The following is an 18,684-nucleotide window of genomic DNA, read 5'->3' as shown; positions in this document are numbered from 1 at the left end:
CACGTTTCTTCTAAAATCTGAAGGCTGAGCTTGCACCGGATTTAGCCGATGACAATGCGCGTTTGCGGCCCGATCCGGGCCAGCAGCCGCAGCATGGCCGGCTTGGTCATCGCAACACAGCCCGCGGTTGGCGCGAATTTCGGGCGTGCCAGATGCAGGAACACTGCGCTTCCCCGTCCGGCGATCCGCGGCCGGGTGTTCTGGTCGATCTCGATGATGAAGTCGTAGAGATGATCCTCGCGGGCCAGTCGGTCGCCGTCATTTCCACGATCGAGTCGCACGGGCCGATTGTAGTGCCGGTCAGATGGATCCTCGCACCAGCCATCCACGGGGGTGATCGGGCGGATCGGCAGAAAGCTACGCGGACGTGGATTGCGGTCGGCTCGCCACCACAGCCGGATGGGGTGAAATGTCCCACGTGGCGTTCCGCCATCGCCTTCGCGTTTGTTCGCCTTGATTCCGCCGCGGCCGAGCGCGACGGGTATGGTTGTGTGGTCGGTCGTCAGCCATCCACGGAGTCTGTCTCCGGCTGACGCGCGAATGTGAACCATAGTTAGCGGTCGATCACGCAAGCTTGTTCGATAAGTGTCTGAAATAACGAGACTTCCCATCCGAATCGCGAACTCCGCCTTGCTATTTACCGCAAATGTTCTATTTCGCGCTGCAGCAGTACATTCGCCGGGAATGTCGCTGATTTTGCGCTAGAATATGCGTTAACGGCGAAGCCTGTCACGATTTCTGGCCCACTGTTTCAGCGCGGCGTACAACGCTCCGCCGCAGCCGTTCAAAGGATTGTCGCAATGCCCAATGCCCGCAAGATCCTGATCGTGGATGACGATACTGATTTGCGCGAGGCGCTGGTCGAGCAGCTGTCGCTGCACGAAGAGTTCGAGGCCTCCGCTGTCGACACCGGCGCCAAGGGCGCTACTGCAGCCAAGGCCAATTCCCCCGATCTGGTGTTGATGGATGTCGGCCTGCCCGACACTGACGGTCGCGAAGTCGTACGCAGCCTTCGCAAGGGTGGCTTCAAGGCGCCGATCATCATGCTGACCGGCCACGACACCGATTCCGACACTATTCTCGGTCTGGAGTCCGGCGCCAATGATTACGTCGCCAAGCCGTTCCGCTTTGCTGTGCTGCTAGCGCGTATTCGCGCCCAGCTTCGTCAACATGAAGCCAGCGAAGACGCTGTTTTCACCGTCGGTCCCTATAGTTTCCGACCTGGCTCCAAGATGCTCACCGGCGCCAACGCCAAGAAGGTCCGCCTGACCGAGAAGGAAACCGCGATCCTGCGCTTCCTGTATCGTGCCGGCCAGTTGCCGGTGTCGCGCGAGACGCTGCTGCAGGAAGTCTGGGGCTATAATTCCGGCGTCACCACGCACACGCTGGAAACGCATATCTATCGGCTGCGTCAGAAAATCGAAAAAGACGCCGCCAATCCTGAAATCCTGGTGACCGAAGCCGGTGGCTACAAGTTGGTGCCGTGATACGATTCGGGAGCCGATTCGCCATTAGCTGTTCGGTGCTCTCCTTCGCGCGTCCCGATCACACGGTTCTGCATGTCGATCGATGATGATGTAGCCCTGCTTGAGCGCGTCCCGACATTGCGCCTGTTGGGTATCGCCGCTCTGCGCGTGATCGCGATCGGCTCCGAGCAGCAGGAATTTGCCCGGGGGTCCGTGTTGTTTCGGCAGGGCGACGATGCCGATTGCGGCTATGTCGTCCAGACCGGCGCATTCCGCATCAGCCTCGACGGTGACAGAGATCATGAAGTGATCGCTGGTCCCGGCACATTGATGGGCGAGCTCGCACTACTGGTGGCGATGCAGCGTCCCTCGACGGCGGTCGCGACGGAATATTCCAGCACGATCCGGATCACACGCAGCCTGTTTCAGCGCGTGCTCGACAGCGATCCCGCGGCCGCGCGCCGTCTGCGCGACGACATGGCGACCCGCGTCAGCCAGCTCGCCAGCGACGTGACACTGATCGGCGCCAAGCTCAGCCAGTAACTGATATCAAAGCTCCAGCACCGTCGTGACCGGTACGTGGTCTGATGGCCGTTCCCATCCGCGTGCATCGCCGGTCACGGCGAAGTCGCGGATCGAATCTTTGAGAGCTGATGACACCCAGATGTGATCGAGGCGGCGGCCGCGATTCGACGCTGCCCAGTCGGCGGCGCGGTAGCTCCACCACGTGTAGATCTTTTCCGACAGTGCAATGCGTTCGCGCGCGACGTCGATCCAGTTGCCTTCGCTCTGCACGGCGAGCAGCTTTTCGCACTCGATCGGCGTATGCGACACGATCTTCAGCATCTGCTTGTGCGACCACACGTCATTCTCATGCGGTGCCACGTTAAGATCGCCGACCAGGATGTGACGCGCATCGCCGCGCGGATGCAGCGGCTCGCAGGTCTTCATCTCGTCGAGGAACGAGAGCTTGTGTGCGAACTTCGCATTCACGTCCGGATCAGGAACGTCGCCGCCGGCAGGCACATAGAAATCGTGCACGATCAGCGGCACGGCCATGCCGGCCTTTTCGCCGAACGATACCGAGATGTGGCGTGAATCCAGATTGTTGCAGAACACGCGGATGTCGCTGCTCTCGAACGGAAGTTTCGAGACGATGGCAACGCCGTGATAGCCCTTTTGCCCGTTCAGCACGACATGGTCATAGCCGAGCTGTTTGAAGCGCTTGAGCGGAAAGGCATCGTCCGGGCACTTGGTTTCCTGCAGACACAACACATCCGGCTGCATCTCTTCGAGAAACTTGGCGACAAGGTCGATGCGCAATCGCACCGAATTGATATTCCAGGTGGTCAAGGAAAAACGCATAGGGATCCAGTGATAGGCCGCAAGCTCGGCTCCTCATCCTGAGAAGCGCGTTCTTCACGCGCGTCTCGCAGGATGGCCGCGCATTCCCATCTCACGGTTCGAGACGCGCGCCAAGGGGCGCGCTCCTCTCCATGAGGGAAGCGTATTGCCCTTAATTCGCTGTTCCGGTGGGATATTTGGTGAAGTCGATCTTGAAAAGCCCCGGGTCGGGCTTTTTCGCGGTGTCGAGATTGTAGATCGCGACCGTGGTGTCGTAGCCCTGCGGGTCGGTGACGGTCCATTGTTTGAGCTGGCCATCCTTGGTGCCGACCATCAGCATCAGGCGCGAGGTGCCGACCAGCGCGTTCTTTTCCTCAATGGTCACCGACGTATAAAGGTCGTCAGCGGTGACGGCGACCACATTGGTGTCCTTCATCAGGTCGATGCGATCGGACAGCAGAAACCGCAACGGTGTCTGCGAGAGCGGGTAAATGTCCTGGGTCGCCAGCTTGGAGTCGCGGACGGCGAGCGACTGTCCGTCGGACACCATGGCGATGGTCGTCGGCGCATCATACTCGAAGCGGACCTTGCCTGGCTTCTGGATGAAGAAATCACCGGTGGTGCGACTGCCGTCCGGGCCTACCTGAACGAAGTTACCGCTCAGATTGCTGAGCGACGACAGATAGCTGCTGACTTTGCTCGCCTGCGCCTTTTGATTGGCGTCGAAGCTCATGAAAATGCTGGCGGGAACGTTGCGGCGCGGATCTGGAATAATCGGATTCGGCGGTGTGGATGTCGTCGCCGATGTCTTGGGTGCCACTGCGACCGGCGGCCGAACGGCCTGGGGCTCGGAAGCCGACATCTGGAAGCTGCCATTGCTGCGCGCCTGCGGTGCAGGTCGCGGCAAAGGAATTGACTGGGCATAGGCCGAGGGCGCCACAATGGCGGCGACAAACGTCGCGACGAGGCTGACTGCGCCGATGTGCAGGAAAGGCCGGTGTGCGGCGTGATGGGTCGGGCGTCTCATCAAGGCGTCGTCCTGCTCGGCGAGTTCGGCGCATTTTACCGCGCTTTGCGTCAGAATGGGTACCGGTTTTGCGGTCCGGGGGGTGGCCTCTTGCGCAGCCGTCGCGGCTGGCGCCACCAGCGCAGGCGCTAACCCGGAGCTGTGGCGATTTCGCGACTCGAAAGCGGGATTGTCCATCGGCAGGGTCAAACTCTCAGAACCCGCTTTCTTCTTCTTCGATCAGGATCTCGCGTTTTCCGGCATGGTTGGGCTGACCGACAATGCCTTCATTTTCCATCCGTTCTATCAGCGACGCTGCGCGATTGTAACCGATCTGCAGACGGCGCTGGATGTAGCTGGTCGATGCCTTGCGGTCGCGCTTGACGATCGCAACGGCCTGCTGGAACAGGTCGCCGCCGCCATCGGCGCCCATGCCGGTGTTGTCGAACACAGCGCCGTCTTCGCCTTCTTCCGGTTCTTCGGCAGTGACCGCCTCGAGATATTCCGGTTCGCCCTGCGTCTTCAGATGGCGCACCACCTTCTCGACTTCCTCGTCCGATACGAAAGGACCGTGCACGCGCGAGATGCGGCCGCCGCCAGCCATATAGAGCATGTCGCCGCGGCCGAGCAGTTGCTCGGCGCCCATCTCGCCCAGGATGGTGCGGCTGTCGATCTTCGACGTGACCTGGAAGGAGATGCGCGTCGGGAAGTTCGCCTTGATCGTGCCGGTGATAACGTCCACCGACGGCCGTTGTGTCGCGAGGACGACGTGCAGACCGGCGGCGCGCGCCATCTGCGCGAGGCGCTGCACCAGCCCTTCGATGTCCTTGCCTGCCACCATCATCAGGTCGGCCATTTCGTCGACAATGATGACGATATAGGGCAGCGGCGCGAGATCGAGCTTCTCTTCCTCGTAGATCGCCTTGCCGGTCTCCTTGTCGAAGCCGGTATGGACCGTACGGGTGAGCTCCTCACCCTTGGCTTTCGCTTCGACGAGGCGTGCGTTGTAGCCGTCGATGTTGCGGACGCCGAGCTTGGCCATGCGCTTGTAGCGCTCTTCCATCTCGCGTACCGCCCATTTCAGCGCAACCACGGCCTTCTTCGGGTCGGTCACGACGGGCGTCAGCAGATGCGGGATGCCGTCATAGACCGACAGTTCGAGCATCTTCGGATCGACCATGATCAGGCGGCACTGATCCGGTCGCAGCCGGTAGACCAGGCTGAGGATCATGGTGTTGATCGCCACCGATTTGCCCGAGCCGGTGGTACCGGCGATCAGCATATGCGGCGTGCGTGCAAGATCGATGATGATGGACTCGCCGCCGATATTCTTGCCAAGGCAGAGCGGCAGTTTGATGCCTTCGTTGCTGTCCTGCACGGTCAGGAGTTCGCGCAAGTAGACGTTCTCGCGATGCGCGTTGGGCAGTTCGATGCCGATGGCGTTACGGCCCGGAACAACAGCGACACGCGCGGACAGCGCGCTCATGGAGCGTGCGATGTCGTCGGCGAGGCCGATCACGCGCGACGACTTGATGCCCGGTGCGGGTTCGAGTTCGTAAAGCGTGACAACAGGGCCGGGATTGGCTTTGACAATCTCGCCGCGCACGCCGAAGTCCTGCAGCACGCCTTCGAGCGCGCGCGAATTGGCTTCGAGTTCGGCCTTGCTGAGCGGCTTGCGATCGGCGGCCTTCGGCGCGGTGAGCATGCCGACGGAGGGCAGTTCGAACTTGCCGTTGGATTTACGCACGGGCTCCTTGGCCGAGGATTTCTTGCGCGCCTTCGGGGCGGGCTCTTCTTCCTCTTCTTCTTCCTCGTAGTCGTGCTCTTCCTCCTCGTCGTGCTCGCCTTCGTCTTCGTCATGCGGCGCAATTGACGGGCTGTTGCGACGACCGCCGAGGTTCGGTTCCTGACGTTCGAAGGAGGCTGCGCGTGCCTTTGGCTCGCTCGCGACCATCTTGCCGTAGACCAGCGAGAGCAGCCGGCCGAGACGCGCTTTCGCGCTCATCAGCGCGTGCGCGGCCCAGCCCAGCGAAACAGAGATCGAGCCGCGATCGCGCGTTTCATCTTCCTCGAATGGCTCGTCATCTTCCTCGATATCGATCTCGGCGAATTCTTCCCTGGCGCGCGCGCCATAACCGCAGGCGATGAAGAAGGTCATGATCATAGCCGCGCAGAGAATAAAGCCGAGGACAAACCGATAGATGAAGCCGACAGGGCCGAATACGACCGCGGGCGCGCGAAACAGCGCGTCGCCGACCACGCCGCCGACGCCGGTCGGCAGGGGCCACGACCCGCCATGCTGCCAGCAGCTGGCAAAGCCTGATGCGATGATGGTGCAAAGGACCCAGCAACCGATGCGCAGTGCTTCGCGATCGAAATGCCGATGCGTCATCATCCGCCAGCCCCAGACGGCGATGGTGAGAATCATCATGATCGCGCCGAGGCCGAGAATCTGCATCAACAGATCGGCGCCGATCGCGCCGGGATAACCGGCGACATTGCGGATCGCACGCGAGGTGGCATGGCTCAGGCTCGGGTCCTGCACGGACCACGTCATCATTGCCGCCGCCGCGACACCAGCGGCGCAGACCAGGCCAAAACCCGCCAGTTCGCGCAGCCGTCGCCCCAGCATCTCGCGGATCGACGCGGGCAGATGGCCGACGAGAGGAATGACGCGTTCGATCGTGGTGCTCATACCGGAGTGCTCATGCGCCCTGCATTAATCCAGGATCTTCAATTCAATATCTTCACCAGCCGATGCAAAGCCTCGGCTGTCGTTTCACTGTCCTGCACCATGGCCAAACGAATATAGCCGGCGCCGGGATTGCTGCCGTCGGTCTGCGGGCGCGCCAGATAACTTCCGGGCACCACACGCACGCCGCCATCGCGATACAGTCTCACGGTTGCCTCTTCGTCACCGCCATACGCGGAGACATCGAGCCACAGACAGAAGCCACCGGCCGGTCGCTTGTAGCCGTAGCGGTTGCCGAGGATCTGATCCGCAAGATCGAACTTCAGGCGGTAGAGCCTGCGATTCTCTTCCACATGTGCTTCGTCGCTATAGGCGGCAACCGCGACCTGCTGCAGCGGTACCGGCACCTGCGGCGCAGCCACGTTGCGCAATTCGTGAAACGCGCTCAGGAATTTCTTGTCGCCGGCGACGAATCCGACGCGCATGCCGGGCAGGTTCGAGCGCTTTGACAGCGACTGAAACGCAACGACATTGGCATAGTCGGGGCCGGCTGACGCCAGCATGCTGCCGGGCGCGGCCTGCGTGTAGATTTCCGAATAGCATTCGTCGGACAGCACGATGAAACCGTAGCGCAGCGCGAGATCGTGCAGCTTCTTGAAGTAAGCGGGTGTTGCGACGGCGCCTTGCGGATTGGCCGGCGATGCGACGTACATCGCTACTGTGCGTACCAGCGTCGCTTCATCGAGTGCGTCGAGATCGGGAAGGAAGCCGTTGGCTACGGTAGTCGGCATGAAGATCGGCTCGCAACCCGCCGCGCGCGCACCGGCGCCGTAGGCTGGATAGAACGGGTTTGGCAGCAGGATCGCCGGCGTGCCTTTGCGCGGGCCGACAAAGCGCGCGGCCGTAATCGCGGCGAAGAACAGGCCTTCCCGGCTTCCATTCAGCACCAGCACTTCGGTTTCAGGATCGAGGGCGCGCGGAAGATTGAAGCGCGATCCCATCCATGTGGCGGCGGCGCGGCGGAACGGCTCGATACCTTTGGCGATCGGATAGCGGCCGAAATCGGCAATGTGTTTGGCGAGGACCGGCCCAACGAAATCCGGTACCGGGTGCTGCGGTTCGCCCAATGACAGTGTGATTAGCGGTTGGCCGGGCTGATACGGTGCCAGCAATTCCGTCAGTCGCGCAAACGGCGAACGCTCGCCATCGGGCCCAGCCGAGGTCCGGCTGCCAGCGCCTTGCGCCGCGGAAGGAGGAGCGGTGAGTGCCATCAGGAAAACGCCAGTACTTTCAAGGCAGCCGATCGCCCCATGAGATCGGCTGAAACGGGATCAAACCACCATAGATACGGCGAGGTTAAGACGCGATTAACCATCGAGGAAAGGGCACCTAAGGTGGCGTGCGTTCTGGATCGGTCCGTGAGAATCCTTCACCGAAGTGACTAAGTCGGTCTCGCGACCTCAACCGCGATCGCGGCTTCCAGCGGTGGTAGAGCGACCGTGACGGTGTCCCATATGATTTGAGCCGCGACATCCTCGTAGTCATGCCGGTAGACATTGCCGGCACCGGCGATCTGTTTCCAAGGGATGTCCGTATGACGCGCTTTCAAATCATCGGGCAGCCTGCGGGAGGCCTCCGAGATAATTTCAAGACAGCGGATGACTGCATAGACCGTTCGCAGATCATGTCGGAACTGATTGAAGTCGATATCGGCGATGAATTGTGCAGCTAAAGCAATGTGATGCTGAATATCGCGAAGTGCTGCTTCTGCAGCGTTAGAATGCGTAGACCGCATCTGCTGTCGCCGCCGGCGCAATGTGGGGCTTCAGGCTCTCACGGTTCACGACATCGACGGGGGCATCAAACAAGCCCGCGATGTAGTCCTTCAAGTCCACATAGTCATAGGCCGTGATATGCGCCTCAGGGTCGATTTCGATCATGATGTCGATATCGCTTTCAGGTCGATTGTCGCCGCGTGCGACGGAACCGAACAAGGCGGCTCGGGATACACCGCGAGCGCGAAGCGCTTGCTCCGATCGCCTTAGTGTATCGAGTGCACCTGCGCTGTTCATATTGGCAACATAGCACAACCGAAGCGCTTTCGCGAGGACCCCAAAAGTGAAAGGCCCCAGCTTGCGCTGGAGCCCTTCGACGGTTGGGACATTGCCGGGTAGTGCCCCAACCGATCCCTTTGCGAGCATCCCGGATCGGTGATCCGGGATGCTCTGTGACGCTTACATGTTGTAGGCGCGTTCGGTGTGCTCGGTGACGTCGAGGCCTTCGCGCTCGACTTCAACATTGACGCGGAGGCCGACGATCACGTCGACAACCTTGAACAGGATCGCCGAACCGACGCCCGACCACACCAGCGTGGTCGCGACAGCCTTACACTGGGCGAGCATCTGGGTGACCATGTCGTAGTCGCCGATCTTGCCGGCGACGTAATCCATGACGCCGGTACCACCGAGGGCCGGGTTGACCAGGATGCCGGTGCCGAGCGCGCCGATGATGCCGCCGACGCAATGGACGCCGAACACATCGAGCGAGTCGTCATAGCCGAGCGAGTTCTTCACGACGGTGCAGAAGAACAGGCAGACGACGCCTGCGACCAGACCGAGAACCATCGCGCCCATCGGGCCCGAGAAGCCGCAAGCCGGGGTGACGGCGACGAGGCCGGCAACCGCGCCCGATGCGGCGCCGAGCAGCGACGGGTGACCCTTGGTCATCCACTCCGCGAACATCCAGGCCATCGCCGCAACCGCAGTTGCGAGGAAGGTGTTGGTCATCGCGAGAGCGGCAGTGCCCGAGGCTTCGAGGTTCGAACCGACGTTGAAGCCGAACCAGCCAACCCACAGCAGGGACGCGCCGATCATGGTCATGGTCAGCGAGTGCGGAGCCATCAGCTCCTTGCCGTAGCCGGTGCGCTTGCCGATGATCAAGCAGCCCACGAGGCCAGCAATGCCGGCGTTGATGTGAACGACGGTGCCGCCGGCGAAGTCGAGAGCGCCCCACAGGAACACCTGGCCGGCATCGGCCATGACTTCATCAAGCTTGGCCTGAGCCGCAGCCTTCGCATCGGGAGCCGCTGCAGCAACAGCCTTGGCAGCTGCGACAATGGCGTCCGGACCAGCCCAGTACCAGACCATGTGCGCGATCGGGAAGTAGATCAGCGTCACCCAGAGCGGCACGAAAAGCGCCACAGCCGCGAACTTGGTGCGTTCGGCGAAGGCGCCGACGATCAGGCCCGGGGTGATGGCAGCGAAGGTCATCTGGAAGCAGAAGTAGACGAGTTCCGAGATGTTGGCGTCTGCGGTGAACGAAGCAGCCATCGAATCGGGTGTCACGCCGGCGAGGAACGCCTTCGAGAAGCCACCGATATAGGCCGAACCGCCCGTGAAGGTGATGCTGTAGCCATAGAGGGCCCACAGCACCATCACGATGCAGGCAGTGTAGAGAACCTGCATCAACACCGAGAGCATGTTCTTGGAACGGACGAGGCCGCCATAGAACAAAGCGAGGCCCGGGACGGTCATCAACAGCACCAGCACGGTCGAGGTCATCATCCAGGCGTTATCGCCCTTGTTGACCGTCGGATCGGCGTAGGCCGCGGTTGCGGCGAACAGGCCAACGGCAAGTGCCGCCAATCCCGCGCCAGAGGGACGCTTAAACGTCATTTTGTTTGACTCCTGATTGAAGAATGGGTGAGCGCGAAATCCGAGGAATTCGACTTAGAGGGCTGCAGCATCGGCCTCGCCGGTGCGGATGCGAACCGCGTGGTCGAGGTTGATGACGAAGATCTTGCCGTCGCCGATCTGGCCGGTCTTCGCGGCCGTTGTGATGGCTTCGATCGTTTTGTCGACCTGATCGGAGGCGACTGCGACCTCGATCTTGATCTTTGGCAGGAAGCTCACCGCATACTCAGCGCCGCGATAAATTTCCGTATGGCCCTTCTGCCGGCCATATCCTTTGACTTCCGTGACCGTCAAACCATGAACGCCAATGGCGGTCAGGGCATCACGGACTTCCTCAAGCTTGAATGGCTTGATGATCGCCATAACAATTTTCATGGGTCCTATCCCCGCTTGGGCCCGACCGAAAATCGACCGGGCGATCTCGACTGAGGTTCACCACGCGGAGAAGTTCACTACGCGGGCACAGCCACGCCAGATAGAATCAAATGCCGTGCCAGATCGGTGGAATTCTCTAACGGTTTATGAATCCGCAGCTTTTCGCGATTCTCACGCATTGAGACAGAGTGCGCTATTCGGTCGCGCCCAAACTCTAGTCAATTATGCCCAAAAGGGAAGCATGACAGGCTCTTGACATATTCCTGCTCAGGAGGCGGGCAGCTCGGAGGTGTCCAAATACGTCAATTCGAGGCAAAAACCTCGAGATTGTCTAATCTGCAGGCCGTCCAACCAACGCGCGCAGAATTGACCTTGCTCAACTGGCAGAGCAAGGGAGAGCTTCTCTGGATGTATCCAAGCTGACCGTCAGCAGTCCCGACAGGGGAGGGGACCTGCGCTGGCGTATTGCCTAAAGCGCGTCGCTGTCGGTCTCGCCGGTGCGGATACGCAGGGCGTGGTCGATGGGGGTCACGAAGATCTTGCCGTCGCCGATCTGGCCGGTCCGGGCTCCGGTGGAGATGACCTCGACCGCCTTGGTCGCGAGATCGGATGCCACGGCGATTTCGAGCCGCAGCTTGGGCAGGAAATTCACGATATATTCGGCGCCGCGATACATCTCGGTATGGCCCTTCTGGCGGCCATAGCCCTTCACTTCGGTCACCGTCATGCCGTGGACGCCGATGGCCGTTAAAGCCTGACGCACTTCATCGAGCTTGAAGGGTTTGATGATCGCAACCACGAGCTTCATGCCGGCTTCCTCTTCGGGGCGGTTTACGACCCTGCTTACGCAATCATGCACCTTTATGCCATCCCCGTCGGCACGGCGCGTGGAAATTGGGCGCCGGCGCTGCCTTCGGACGAGCCAACTGCACGCCAACGGGCGAGGCGGTATTCAGGGCTGGCAGTGAAGCAATTTACGTCGTTGGCTTCTCGCGTCGTTCGCGCACTGAGCCTTCCTGCGCCACCGTCGCCACCAGCGTGCCGTCGGGCTTGAAGATCAGGCCGCGCGCGAGACCACGGCCGTTCTGGGCGCTCGGCGAATCCTGGCTGTAGAGCAGCCATTCGTCGGCGCGGAACGGGCGGTGAAACCACATGGCATGATCGAGACTGGCCGCCATCGCCTGACCGTCGAACAAAGTGCGGCCATAGCGGGCCATGATGGAATCGAGCAGCGAAAAGTCCGACGCATAGGCCAGCGCGCACATATGGAGTGCCGGATCGTCCGGCAGCTTCGCGGCGGTACGAATCCAGAAATTGATCCGGCCCTCCGGAATCTTCTCGCCAGCATAACGCTGGAATTCCACCGGGCGCAGCTCGATCGGCCTGTCGGACTCGTAATAGCGGCGGATGAAATCGGGCATCTTCTCGATGATCGGATGTTTGGAGAGCTCTTCCGCAGTGAGCTTGTCCGGCGGTGGCACGTCCGGCATCGGATCCTGGTGATTGAACGAGTCTTCCTCCTCGGCGTGGAACGACACCATCATCGAGAAGATCGCATGGCCATGCTGGATCGCGGTGACACGCCGGGTCGAATAGCTCTTGCCGTCACGCAGCCGCTCGACCTCGTAGACGATGGGAATCTGCGGGTCGCCGGGCAGAATGAAATAACAATGCAGCGAATGCGGCATGCGGCCTTCGACGGTGCGGCACGAAGCCACCATGGCCTGGCCGATCACCTGGCCGCCGAACACCCGCTGCCAGCGTGTTTTCGGGCTGCGGCCGCGGAACATGTTCACCTCGATGGTCTCGAGATCGAGGATATCGATCAGATCGATCAGGCTCTTGGACATGTCGGCATCTTTCCGTCAGCGGCAATATTAAGGGAGGTTTACCAAGACCTTGGCCGTAAAGGCCCCGGTCCCATTGCCGCCCTTGTTTCGCGATCCTGTTTCGCCCAGCTATAAGCGCGTGGCAACAGCGAGAACGGATATCATGGCGGCACAACGAGGCATTGTCATCGGCGGCGGAGCGTTTGCCGGGCTGGCACTGGCGCTGGCGTTGCGGCAGGGGCTTGGCCCCGATCTGCCGATCATTGTCGCCGATCCCGCGCTGGCGGCCAGGCCGAGCCGCGATCCGCGCGCCACGGCCATCGTTGCTGCCTGTCGGCGGCTGTTCGATGCACTCGGTGTCTGGGATGCCGTGGCTGCCGACAGCCAGCCGATCCTCGACATGGTCGTCACCGATTCCAAGCTGGAAGACGCCACCCGTCCGACCTTCCTGACCTTCGGCGGTCATGTGGAGCCGGGCGAACCATTCGCACATATGGTCGAGAATCGCCGGCTGATCGACGAACTGGTGATCCGCGCCGAAGCGGCGGGCGTCGACCTGCGTGCGACTGCGGTGACGACATTCGATTCACGGGCCGATGGTGTCAGCGTCACGCTCGGGGATGGCAGTGTGATCGAGGCTGGCTTGTTGGTCGCCGCCGATGGCGCACGCTCCAAGCTGCGCGAGCGCGCGGGTATTGCGACCCATGGCTGGGACTATGACCAGTCCGGTATCGTGGTCACCGTCGGCCATGAGCGCGATCATGACGGACGTGCCGAAGAGCACTTCCTGCCCGCCGGGCCGTTCGCAATTCTGCCTTTGACCGGCAAGCGTTCGTCGCTGGTGTGGACCGAGAATCGCGCGGAAGCCGCACGCATCGTCGCCTTGCCGGATGAGGAATTCCATGCGGAGCTTGAGCAGCGTTTCGGCCTGCACCTCGGCGAGGTCAAGGCGCTCGACAAGCCGCGTGCGTTTCCGCTCGGCTATTTCGTCGCGCGCTCCTTCATCGGCGAACGGCTGGCGCTGATCGGTGACGCCGCGCATGTGATCCATCCGATTGCAGGGCAGGGCCTCAATATGGGTCTGAAGGACGTCGCTGCATTGGCAGAGACCATCGTCGATGCTGCACGGCTTGGGATGGATTTCGGCCAGAGCGATGTGCTTGAGCGCTACCAGCGCTGGCGCCGGTTCGACACCATGACGATGGGTGTCGCCACTAATGTGCTGAACGTTCTGTTCTCGAACGACCTGCCCTTCGTGCGCAGCATCCGCGACATCGGTCTCGGCATTGTCGATCGGCTGCCGCCGCTGAAGGGCGCGTTCATCAAACAGGCTGCGGGATTGTCGGGCGACGTGCCAAGGCTATTGAAGGGCGAGGCGCTGTAGTTGGCACTCATGCGGTTATGCCGTTCAATGTGGACGGGGGCTGATTCTTCTCGCCTTCGAACAGCGGGCGCTCGCGAATCAATCCTTCGCCGACGAGATCGAAAAAGGCCCTGACGCGCGCCGTATTCTTCAAATCCGCATGAGTCACGATCCAGAGTTCACCCTCGAGCTCCTTGAGGGGCTCGGATAGTGCTCTTGCCACCCCGCTGTCGTGATCAGCGAGATAGCACGGCATCAGCGCGAGGCCGATGCCGGCTTTCGCTGCGATGAGCTGGTTGACCAGACTGTTTGTCCGATAGACGAAGGCCTTCGATGGCGCGGTGCGTGACAGCCAATCGGCAGCCGCGATGCCTGATGTCGTTTCCTCCCAGCCGATCAGGGAATGGCGATCGATCTCGGATGGATTCGATAACGGGCCGCCAATCGCCTCAAGATAGGCAGGGGCGGCATAGAGCCCCCATGCGATGGCGGACAGTCTGCGTCCCCAAAGATCGCCTTCCTTCGGACGGATAGGGCGCAATGCAATGTCGGCTTCGCGGCGCGACAGGCTCAGCACGCGGTTGTCGATCACCAGTTCCACGATGATGCCGGGGTGAGCCTGCTGGAATGCGGCGAGAAGTGGCGTCAGCCGGCTATAGGCCAGTGTTTCGGATGACGTGACCGTCAGGCGGCCGGACAAACGATGATCGCGACCGGATATGTCGCGATCAAGCGCCAGCGCCTCGTCCTCCATGCGCTCCGCGCCGGCAGCCATCCGTGCACCGGCCTCCGTCGCTTGGTAGGCGCCGCCTGGAAGTCGTTCGAACAATCGCACGCCAACCTTGTCCTCCAGCGCTTTTAGGCGGCGAAAGGCCGTGGAGTGATCGACGCCGAGTGTTATCGCCGCCGCTGTCAGACTGCCCGCGCGCTGGATGGCGAGCGCCAGCCGAAGTTCGTTCCAATCATCCATGCTGACGAAGATAGCAGCGTGGTTGCTTGCAGTCACGCAAGCGGAGCTGGCGAAATGCCAATGGGACTTGCGCCCGTGCGGGCAATACCTTGCTGGTGCCGATAGCAACTCCCGACAGATGCAATGAAAGATCCAACCATGAAGCTCTATTACGCCGGCGGTACCTGCTCGCTCTCACCGCACATTGTTGCGAACGAAGCCAATATTCCGATTGAACTCGTGCGGGTGGATATCCGGAAGTCGCCCCACGTCACCGAGGCGGGCAGCGACTATTCGGCGGTGAACCCGAACGGCTATGTGCCGGCGCTGGCGCTCGATGATGGGGCAGTGCTGACCGAAGGCGCCGCGATCGTTCAATACCTTGCGGACCTCAAACCCGAAAACGGGTTGGCGCCGCCTGCCGGCACACCGCAGCGCGTCGAGCTGCAATCCTGGCTCAACTTCATCGCCACTGAACTCCACAAGATGTTCAGCCCGTGGCTGTTTCACCCCGAATATGGTGCGCAGGCGGCAGATGTTGCACGCGCAAAGATCGCAGAGCGGCTGGCGTCGGTCGAGCGCCATTTGGCAGCGGGCAGGCCGTTCCTGCTCGGAGAAAGCTTCACGGTGGCCGACGCCTATCTGTTCACGATCGTCGGATGGTCCAACTTCGCCAAGGTGGATCTGTCCAACTTTCCGCATCTGCGCGACTTCATGGCCCGCGTCGATGCGCGGCCCGCCGTGCAGCAGGCCATGCGCGCAGAGAGATTAAAGGTGAGCGCATGATCGTGAATCAGCCAGATGCGCCAGCACTGACGCTCGTCAGCCATCATCTCTGCCCTTACGTGCAGCGAGCGGCCATCGTCCTTGCCGAAAAGGGCATCCATTTCGAACGGCGCTATATCGATCTCGCGCACAAGCCGGACTGGTTTCACGCGATCTCGCCGCTGGGCAAGGTCCCGCTTCTGCTCGTCGGGCGAGACGGCAATGACACTGCCGCGATCTTCGAGAGCGCGGTGATCTGCGAATATCTCGAGGAGACGCAGACAGGCGTGCGGCTTCACCCATCCGATCCGCTCGAACGAGCCGGGCACCGTGGCTGGATCGAGTTCGGCTCGTCGATCCTCGCCGATCTGTGGGGATTCGAGACGGCTACCGAAGCGAACAGCTACGAAGCGAAACGGAAGACCTTGGTCGAAAAATTCGGTCGCCTCGAGAAGGTGCTAACCGCAGCGCCGTTTTTCGCGGGGCAGCACTTCAGCATGGTCGATGCGGTTTACGCGCCGATCTTCCGCTACTTCGATGTGTTCGACACCATCGCTGACACGGAAGTCTTCGCCCAGACACCCAAGGTTCGGGCATGGCGCGCAGCGTTACGCGAGCGTCCGAGCGTAGCGAACGCCGTCACGGCCGACTACGCCGACCGGCTGCGTGCATTCCTCGCTCAGTACGACGCCCATCTTCTCAAGATCGCAGCATGAGGCAGCCATGAGCCAGGGTGCCGCATGGCTACTCCTGATCGTGGCCGGGCTTCTGGATGTGGCGTGGGCGATCTCGATGAAATATGCGGCGGGTTACACCCGACCGGGCTGGACCATCCTGTCGCTGATCTTCCTCGCCGCGTTCGTCTATCTGCTCGGTCGGGTTCTGGAGGTTCTGCCGGTGGGGTCCGCCTACGCGATATGGGTCGGGATCGGCGCAGCCGGGACGGTGCTGTTCGGAAGCGTGTTGTTTGGCGAATCGATGAGTCTGCTGCGCGGCGGTGGGGTCGCCCTTATCGTCGCGGGCATCGTCGCCCTGAAATTTGCGCCGGCATGAGCTGCCACATCAGAAATTCAGTCGATCTTCCGCGCTTCTTCCGGCAGCATGATAGGGATGCCGTCGCGGATCGGATAAGCAAGCTTGGCCTGGCGCGAGATCAGCTCCTGGCGGGCGGCATCGAATTCGAGTTGCCCCTTGGTCAACGGGCACACCAGAATCTCCAGCAGCTTGGCGTCGACGGTGCTTTCGGCGCGCTCGATTGGCGGTGTGGTCATGGATACGCTCCGGTGATGCGGTCGTTGATCGTGGTTATTTGTCAGAATTACTGCAGCGGTGGGTCGCCGCTGGTGCGTTTCTTGGCCAGATCCATTTCAGTGACGGCGATCAGAATCTCGGCGCGGGTCTTGAGGTCGGGAGCTTCGAGCATCGCCTGCTTTTCTGGCGGACCATAGGGCGACATCATCGCCAGCGCGTTTACCAGGGCCTCGTTGGGAGCCTTGTCGATGCCTTCCCAATCCACTTTCAGGTTGTTGGCCTTGAGGAAGTCGGTGAGCACCGCGAGCAGCGCGGCCCGATCGACATCATCTTCGCCCTTGCGTGCGGTGAAATCGTCGATGAAGGGGAAGTAGTCGACCTTGCACTGCCGGTACGCGGTCAGCACCGAGAGTTCCTGCACCACCTCGAAACGGGAAACGCCGGTCAGTTCGAGGATGTAGCGGCCGTCACCGGATTCGGCGAGCTGGGTGATGCGCCCGACACAGCCGACCTTGAACAATGCCGGCTTGGCCTCATCCGCCGAATGCGCCGCATCGGGCTGGATCATGCCAATCAGCCGGTGCCCGTCGCGAAGCGAATCGTCGATCATCGCAAGATAGCGCTGCTCGAAAATGTTCAGCGGCATCTGGCCGCGCGGCAGCAGCAGTGCGCCCGGCAGGGGAAAGACCGGGATCACCTCGGGAAGTTCGGCAGGCCCGCGATAGTCGGCATTGATGGGCATGTCCGGTTCCGATTCGTCACGCGAGAAGAATTACGAGAACAGGATAGTCGACAATCGCCTGCGGCCGTCAACTGTGGCCTCGTCCGTCGGTCCCCAGGCGTCGAAGAACTGGATCAGCTGCTTGCGGGCGCCGTCGTCATCCCATTTACGATCGCGCTTGACGATCTCGAGCAGATGACCGGTGGCTTCAGCGCGCTGATTGGCACCGTTGAGTGCGATCGCGAGGTCAAAACGAGCCTGATGGTCGAGCGGATTGGCCGCAACCTTCTGTTCCAGTTCGGTGACCGGGCCGAGCGCGCTGGCCTGTTCGACCAGATCGATCTTGGCCTGCACAGCCTTGACCGCGGCGTCCTCACGTTTCGCGACCGGGACGAGCTCGAGCGTCTGCTTGGCCTGCTCGATGGCGCCGGTCTCGACGTAACAGCGGGCAAGGCCGGCAATGGCGGCGATATTGCCGGCGTCGGCGGCAATCACCTCGCCATAGATCGAGGCGGCGGTAGCCGGATCGCCCTCAGCCAGAATCGCTTCAGCTTCCTGAAGCAGTTCTGCGGCCGTGGGCTCGGCGCCGGGCATGCCGGCTGTCAGCTTGTCGATGAACGCGTTGACCTGGCTCTCCGGAACCGCACCCATGAAGCCATCGGCCGGCTGGCCGTTGACGAAGGCGATCACGGCCGGAATCGACTGGATGCCCATCTGGCCGGGAATCTCCGGATTCTCGTCGATGTTCATCTTGACCAGCTTCACCTTGCCCTTGGCGGCGGTCACGGCTTTCTCGATGACGGGAGTGAGCTGGCGGCACGGACCGCACCAAGGCGCCCAGAAGTCGATCAGGACCGGCTGGCGCTTGGATTCCTCGATAACGTCCTGCACGAAGGTGCGGGTGGTCGTGTCCTTGATGAGAGCAGTTGCTGCCTGCGGCGTCGCGGCGCCGCCCTGTTCCATGATGGTCACGTGAACCTCGCTCGATGTCTGAAAAATTTGGCCGCTTTTAGCATGGCCTGAGCGATTAAATGGCGTTCGTGACAGTAATTTGCAATCCGCTGAAATAGGTCCGGCCGGGACCGATTCGGCCCGAGAGGCGACATTTGGCTGTTTTGACCCGTTTTCTTGGCAAAATCTGGCTCAAATGGCCGTAAACCCCGGTTAACTCGGAGCGATCTGAAATGCAGTCTAACTGTTGCATTCGCCACCGGCATTTGGCATAGGTCTG

21 protein-coding genes are annotated in these 18,684 nt (G+C 61.4%); 6 read left to right on the top strand and 15 right to left on the bottom strand.

Annotated features, from left to right (window positions below):
* Nucleotides 1–41: 41 nt before the first annotated feature.
* Nucleotides 42–551 (bottom strand): L,D-transpeptidase family protein, encoded by a 510-nt coding sequence (locus AB8A27_RS25060; protein ID WP_441244224.1) that lies wholly within the window; start codon nucleotides 549–551, stop codon nucleotides 42–44.
* Nucleotides 552–800: 249 nt separating this feature from the next.
* On the opposite strand from AB8A27_RS25060, the gene AB8A27_RS25055 reads away from it, so the two are divergent.
* On the top strand, nucleotides 801–1,487 hold the full coding sequence (locus AB8A27_RS25055; protein WP_068730214.1) for a response regulator transcription factor: 687 nt from the start codon (nucleotides 801–803) through the stop codon (nucleotides 1,485–1,487).
* Between the two features lie 72 nt (nucleotides 1,488–1,559).
* Complete coding sequence (locus AB8A27_RS25050; protein ID WP_092140977.1) at nucleotides 1,560–2,009, top strand: cyclic nucleotide-binding domain-containing protein; 450 nt, start codon at nucleotides 1,560–1,562, stop codon at nucleotides 2,007–2,009.
* A 6-nt stretch (nucleotides 2,010–2,015) separates the two neighbouring features.
* Here AB8A27_RS25050 and AB8A27_RS25045 read toward each other — a convergent pair whose 3' ends face one another.
* From AB8A27_RS25045 to tesB, 10 genes are all read right to left on the bottom strand, one after another.
* Nucleotides 2,016–2,831 (bottom strand): exodeoxyribonuclease III, encoded by an 816-nt coding sequence (locus tag AB8A27_RS25045; protein ID WP_441244223.1) that lies wholly within the window; start codon nucleotides 2,829–2,831, stop codon nucleotides 2,016–2,018.
* 151 nt (nucleotides 2,832–2,982) lie between these two features.
* On the bottom strand, nucleotides 2,983–3,837 hold the full coding sequence (locus tag AB8A27_RS25040) for an outer-membrane lipoprotein carrier protein LolA (protein WP_441244222.1): 855 nt from the start codon (nucleotides 3,835–3,837) through the stop codon (nucleotides 2,983–2,985).
* 193 nt (nucleotides 3,838–4,030) lie between these two features.
* Nucleotides 4,031–6,511: a DNA translocase FtsK gene (locus AB8A27_RS25035; RefSeq protein ID WP_441244221.1), complete on the bottom strand. Its 2,481-nt coding sequence runs from the start codon at nucleotides 6,509–6,511 to the stop codon at nucleotides 4,031–4,033.
* 38 nt (nucleotides 6,512–6,549) lie between these two features.
* On the bottom strand, nucleotides 6,550–7,779 hold the full coding sequence (locus tag AB8A27_RS25030; RefSeq protein WP_441244220.1) for an aminotransferase class I/II-fold pyridoxal phosphate-dependent enzyme: 1,230 nt from the start codon (nucleotides 7,777–7,779) through the stop codon (nucleotides 6,550–6,552).
* A 170-nt stretch (nucleotides 7,780–7,949) separates the two neighbouring features.
* On the bottom strand, nucleotides 7,950–8,303 hold the full coding sequence (locus AB8A27_RS25025) for a HepT-like ribonuclease domain-containing protein (protein ID WP_441244219.1): 354 nt from the start codon (nucleotides 8,301–8,303) through the stop codon (nucleotides 7,950–7,952).
* The gene (locus tag AB8A27_RS25020; RefSeq protein WP_441245019.1) at nucleotides 8,284–8,580 is read right to left on the bottom strand and encodes a nucleotidyltransferase family protein; all 297 of its coding nucleotides are present in this window, start codon (nucleotides 8,578–8,580) and stop codon (nucleotides 8,284–8,286) included. Before AB8A27_RS25020 ends, AB8A27_RS25025 begins: the two co-directional genes overlap by 20 nt.
* 162 nt (nucleotides 8,581–8,742) lie before the next feature.
* Nucleotides 8,743–10,182 carry an ammonium transporter gene (locus tag AB8A27_RS25015; protein WP_441244218.1) on the bottom strand — a complete coding sequence of 480 codons (1,440 nt, stop codon included), beginning with the start codon at nucleotides 10,180–10,182 and terminating at the stop codon, nucleotides 8,743–8,745.
* A gap of 54 nt (nucleotides 10,183–10,236) precedes the next feature.
* Nucleotides 10,237–10,575, bottom strand: coding sequence for a P-II family nitrogen regulator (locus AB8A27_RS25010; RefSeq protein WP_068730208.1), 339 nt, complete (start codon nucleotides 10,573–10,575; stop codon nucleotides 10,237–10,239).
* A 469-nt stretch (nucleotides 10,576–11,044) separates the two neighbouring features.
* On the bottom strand, nucleotides 11,045–11,383 hold the full coding sequence (locus AB8A27_RS25005) for a P-II family nitrogen regulator (protein ID WP_441244217.1): 339 nt from the start codon (nucleotides 11,381–11,383) through the stop codon (nucleotides 11,045–11,047).
* Between the two features lie 166 nt (nucleotides 11,384–11,549).
* Nucleotides 11,550–12,425: an acyl-CoA thioesterase II gene (tesB, locus tag AB8A27_RS25000; protein ID WP_441244216.1), complete on the bottom strand. Its 876-nt coding sequence runs from the start codon at nucleotides 12,423–12,425 to the stop codon at nucleotides 11,550–11,552.
* 142 nt (nucleotides 12,426–12,567) lie between these two features.
* Between tesB and AB8A27_RS24995 the strand changes: the two genes are divergently transcribed.
* Complete coding sequence (locus AB8A27_RS24995) at nucleotides 12,568–13,788, top strand: ubiquinone biosynthesis hydroxylase (RefSeq protein WP_441244215.1); 1,221 nt, start codon at nucleotides 12,568–12,570, stop codon at nucleotides 13,786–13,788.
* Between the two features lie 7 nt (nucleotides 13,789–13,795).
* Here AB8A27_RS24995 and AB8A27_RS24990 read toward each other — a convergent pair whose 3' ends face one another.
* Nucleotides 13,796–14,773, bottom strand: coding sequence for a LysR family transcriptional regulator (locus AB8A27_RS24990; RefSeq protein ID WP_441244214.1), 978 nt, complete (start codon nucleotides 14,771–14,773; stop codon nucleotides 13,796–13,798).
* An 87-nt stretch (nucleotides 14,774–14,860) separates the two neighbouring features.
* Between AB8A27_RS24990 and gstA the strand changes: the two genes are divergently transcribed.
* From gstA to AB8A27_RS24975, 3 genes are read left to right on the top strand one after another with little or no spacing between them, the layout of a single operon-like run.
* Nucleotides 14,861–15,502: a glutathione transferase GstA gene (gene gstA, locus AB8A27_RS24985; protein WP_441244213.1), complete on the top strand. Its 642-nt coding sequence runs from the start codon at nucleotides 14,861–14,863 to the stop codon at nucleotides 15,500–15,502.
* A complete protein-coding gene (locus tag AB8A27_RS24980; RefSeq protein WP_441244212.1) occupies nucleotides 15,499–16,197 on the top strand; it encodes a glutathione S-transferase family protein in 699 nt (232 codons plus the stop codon). Before gstA ends, AB8A27_RS24980 begins: the two co-directional genes overlap by 4 nt.
* A gap of 7 nt (nucleotides 16,198–16,204) precedes the next feature.
* Nucleotides 16,205–16,534 (top strand): DMT family transporter, encoded by a 330-nt coding sequence (locus tag AB8A27_RS24975; RefSeq protein ID WP_092140998.1) that lies wholly within the window; start codon nucleotides 16,205–16,207, stop codon nucleotides 16,532–16,534.
* Nucleotides 16,535–16,551: 17 nt separating this feature from the next.
* Here AB8A27_RS24975 and AB8A27_RS24970 read toward each other — a convergent pair whose 3' ends face one another.
* Genes AB8A27_RS24970 through trxA form a run of 3 tightly spaced genes read right to left on the bottom strand, consistent with a single transcriptional unit; the run spans nucleotide 16,552 to nucleotide 18,425 of the window.
* Nucleotides 16,552–16,752, bottom strand: coding sequence for a Trm112 family protein (locus AB8A27_RS24970; protein WP_068730204.1), 201 nt, complete (start codon nucleotides 16,750–16,752; stop codon nucleotides 16,552–16,554).
* Nucleotides 16,753–16,799: 47 nt separating this feature from the next.
* Nucleotides 16,800–17,474: an LON peptidase substrate-binding domain-containing protein gene (locus tag AB8A27_RS24965; protein WP_441244211.1), complete on the bottom strand. Its 675-nt coding sequence runs from the start codon at nucleotides 17,472–17,474 to the stop codon at nucleotides 16,800–16,802.
* A gap of 30 nt (nucleotides 17,475–17,504) precedes the next feature.
* The gene (gene trxA / locus AB8A27_RS24960) at nucleotides 17,505–18,425 is read right to left on the bottom strand and encodes a thioredoxin (protein ID WP_441244210.1); all 921 of its coding nucleotides are present in this window, start codon (nucleotides 18,423–18,425) and stop codon (nucleotides 17,505–17,507) included.
* Nucleotides 18,426–18,684: the final 259 nt, after the last annotated feature.

The sequence above is a fragment of the Tardiphaga sp. 768_D3_N2_1 genome, assembly GCF_052076105.1.
Classification (GTDB): Bacteria; Pseudomonadota; Alphaproteobacteria; order Rhizobiales; family Xanthobacteraceae; genus Tardiphaga.
This window is presented reverse-complemented; position numbering and strand designations above follow the sequence as displayed.

Bases quoted from the DNA above. Each gene is read 5' to 3' on its own strand.
- tesB (WP_441244216.1), bottom strand. From the start codon at position 12,425: ATGTCCAAGAGCCTGATCGATCTGATCGATATCCTCGATCTCGAGACC.
- AB8A27_RS25020 (WP_441245019.1), bottom strand. From the start codon at position 8,580: ATGAACAGCGCAGGTGCACTCGATACACTAAGGCGATCGGAGCAAGCG.
- AB8A27_RS24975 (WP_092140998.1), top strand. From the start codon at position 16,205: ATGAGCCAGGGTGCCGCATGGCTACTCCTGATCGTGGCCGGGCTTCTG.
- AB8A27_RS25060 (WP_441244224.1), bottom strand. From the start codon at position 551: ATGGTTCACATTCGCGCGTCAGCCGGAGACAGACTCCGTGGATGGCTG.
- AB8A27_RS24970 (WP_068730204.1), bottom strand. From the start codon at position 16,752: ATGACCACACCGCCAATCGAGCGCGCCGAAAGCACCGTCGACGCCAAG.
- AB8A27_RS24965 (WP_441244211.1), bottom strand. From the start codon at position 17,474: ATGCCCATCAATGCCGACTATCGCGGGCCTGCCGAACTTCCCGAGGTG.
- AB8A27_RS25055 (WP_068730214.1), top strand. From the start codon at position 801: ATGCCCAATGCCCGCAAGATCCTGATCGTGGATGACGATACTGATTTG.
- gstA (WP_441244213.1), top strand. From the start codon at position 14,861: ATGAAAGATCCAACCATGAAGCTCTATTACGCCGGCGGTACCTGCTCG.
- AB8A27_RS25030 (WP_441244220.1), bottom strand. From the start codon at position 7,779: ATGGCACTCACCGCTCCTCCTTCCGCGGCGCAAGGCGCTGGCAGCCGG.
- AB8A27_RS25005 (WP_441244217.1), bottom strand. From the start codon at position 11,383: ATGAAGCTCGTGGTTGCGATCATCAAACCCTTCAAGCTCGATGAAGTG.
- AB8A27_RS25050 (WP_092140977.1), top strand. From the start codon at position 1,560: ATGTCGATCGATGATGATGTAGCCCTGCTTGAGCGCGTCCCGACATTG.
- AB8A27_RS24995 (WP_441244215.1), top strand. From the start codon at position 12,568: ATGGCGGCACAACGAGGCATTGTCATCGGCGGCGGAGCGTTTGCCGGG.
- AB8A27_RS24980 (WP_441244212.1), top strand. From the start codon at position 15,499: ATGATCGTGAATCAGCCAGATGCGCCAGCACTGACGCTCGTCAGCCAT.
- AB8A27_RS25045 (WP_441244223.1), bottom strand. From the start codon at position 2,831: ATGCGTTTTTCCTTGACCACCTGGAATATCAATTCGGTGCGATTGCGC.
- AB8A27_RS25025 (WP_441244219.1), bottom strand. From the start codon at position 8,303: ATGCGGTCTACGCATTCTAACGCTGCAGAAGCAGCACTTCGCGATATT.
- AB8A27_RS25035 (WP_441244221.1), bottom strand. From the start codon at position 6,511: ATGAGCACCACGATCGAACGCGTCATTCCTCTCGTCGGCCATCTGCCC.
- AB8A27_RS25010 (WP_068730208.1), bottom strand. From the start codon at position 10,575: ATGAAAATTGTTATGGCGATCATCAAGCCATTCAAGCTTGAGGAAGTC.
- AB8A27_RS25040 (WP_441244222.1), bottom strand. From the start codon at position 3,837: ATGAGACGCCCGACCCATCACGCCGCACACCGGCCTTTCCTGCACATC.
- AB8A27_RS25015 (WP_441244218.1), bottom strand. From the start codon at position 10,182: ATGACGTTTAAGCGTCCCTCTGGCGCGGGATTGGCGGCACTTGCCGTT.